Below are 1,744 nucleotides of genomic sequence, written 5' to 3'. Positions count from 1 at the left end.
GCAGGTACTATATAACTTACCTGGTGAGCAGGTTTCTATATAAATTTGGAGTTTGAATGAGTAGCGCATTTTTAGAGATAGTTGAATTAGAAAACGGTAGCTTCGCCTTGAAGCGAATGGATGATGACGGCGAATTCTTGGTCGAAATCCAATTTTCAGAAGAGGTTGAAGGCTTTTTGGGGGAGCATAAAGCAGCGATAGCGAAAGCAATGATCGGTGCGGGTGTTCAAGCTGCCGGGGCACTATCTAAATCGATTGTCGAAGCTGAAGAAAAAGAGCGTGAAGACCGTATATTACATTAATTCGAACAACCCTCGGTTGGACAAAAAACATAAGAGATATAGTTAGGAGTTAGTATGGAACTGGTACAGTTTGAGTTGCAAGATAAAGTAGCCACGATCAAAATTCAAAACGGTAAGGTGAATGCAATTTCTCACCAGGTCATTGCAGAATTGAATGAAGCGCTTGATCATGCTGAAGAGACCGGAGCGGTGGTTATTATCACTGGTCAGGAAGGTATATTCTCGGGTGGATATGATTTGAAAACCATGCAGAAGAGTATGGATCATGCGACTGCGCTTGTGGCAGAAGGTTCTACTTTAACGCGTAGAATGTTGGCTTTTCCTACGCCAATTATTGCTGCATGTAGCGGTCATGCGATTGCCAAAGGCTCCTTTATTCTTTTATGTAGCGATTACCGTATTGGTGCTAAAGGTCCATTTAAGCTAGGCCTGAATGAAGTGGCGATTGGTATGACAATGCACCAGGCAGGCATTGAAATGGCGCGTGGTCGTATCCCGACAAACTACTTTAATCGCTCGGTAATGAATGCAGAAATCTTTGATGTTGAAACGGCTGTTGATGCAGGATTTTTGGATAAGCTTGTCGATGCAGATCAGCTAATGACTGAAGCTAAAGCGTTGGCTGAAGAGTATAAAAAGCTGAATATGAAGGCTCATCACGGTACTAAGCTAAAATCACGCAAAGCCTTACTGGAAGCAATGGATGCTGCGATTGAAGTCGATCGTACGACGACTTTCTAAACCTTCCTTGTTACATAGAGGGCTTCGAGCCCTCTACCGAATGACCTTCACAACTTGAGACTCAACATGCATATTCATATTTTAGGTATTTGTGGCACCTTTATGGGAAGCTTGGCGGTGCTGGCCAAAGAGATGGGTATTAAAGTGACTGGCTGTGATCAGGGTGTTTATCCACCAATGAGTACGCAGTTGGAGTCTCAAGGCATTGAGCTAATTTCCGGCTTTTCGGTAGATCAGTTAGAACTTGGTGCAGATCTTTATGTTATCGGTAATGCTATCAGTCGTGGCAACCCCTTGCTGGAAGCTATTCTCAATCAAGGTTTGAAGTATACTTCCGGGCCAGGCTTCTTGGCAGATCATATCTTGCCAGGAAAGTGGGTGATGGGTGTTGCCGGTACGCATGGCAAAACCACCACCAGCAGTATGCTTGCCTGGATTTTGGAATATACGGGTATGTCGCCTGGCTTCCTGATTGGAGGCGTGCCTGAAAACTTTCCTTGTTCGGCCCGCTTGGGTGAAACGCCGTTCTTTGTCATTGAAGCCGATGAGTACGATAGCGCCTTCTTTGATAAGCGTTCGAAATTTGTCCATTATCGCCCTCGCACTTTTATTGTTAATAACCTTGAGTTCGATCATGCAGACATCTTCGCTGATCTTGCTGCAATCCAGACTCAATTTCACCATGTTATTCGAACCATTCC

Annotated in this window: 3 protein-coding genes; all 3 read left to right on the top strand. The window is 44.4% G+C overall.

What is annotated here, in order from left to right; all coding sequences use genetic code 11:
• The first annotated feature begins 56 nt into the window (after positions 1–56).
• Entirely contained in the window at positions 57–302 is a 246-nt protein-coding gene (locus tag A3757_RS17145) for a hypothetical protein (RefSeq protein WP_068509110.1), read from the top strand.
• Between the two features lie 54 nt (positions 303–356).
• Positions 357–1,043 carry a crotonase/enoyl-CoA hydratase family protein gene (locus A3757_RS17140; RefSeq protein WP_068510566.1) on the top strand — a complete coding sequence of 229 codons (687 nt, stop codon included), beginning with the start codon at positions 357–359 and terminating at the stop codon, positions 1,041–1,043.
• A gap of 66 nt (positions 1,044–1,109) precedes the next feature.
• The coding region (locus A3757_RS17135) for a Mur ligase domain-containing protein (RefSeq protein WP_231878308.1) at positions 1,110–1,744 on the top strand (635 nt) is incomplete at its 3' end.

Source organism: Oleiphilus sp. HI0117 (assembly GCF_001635235.1).
The sequence above is the reverse complement of the archived record's forward strand: the minus strand, read 5'-3'. Positions and strand labels throughout refer to the sequence as shown.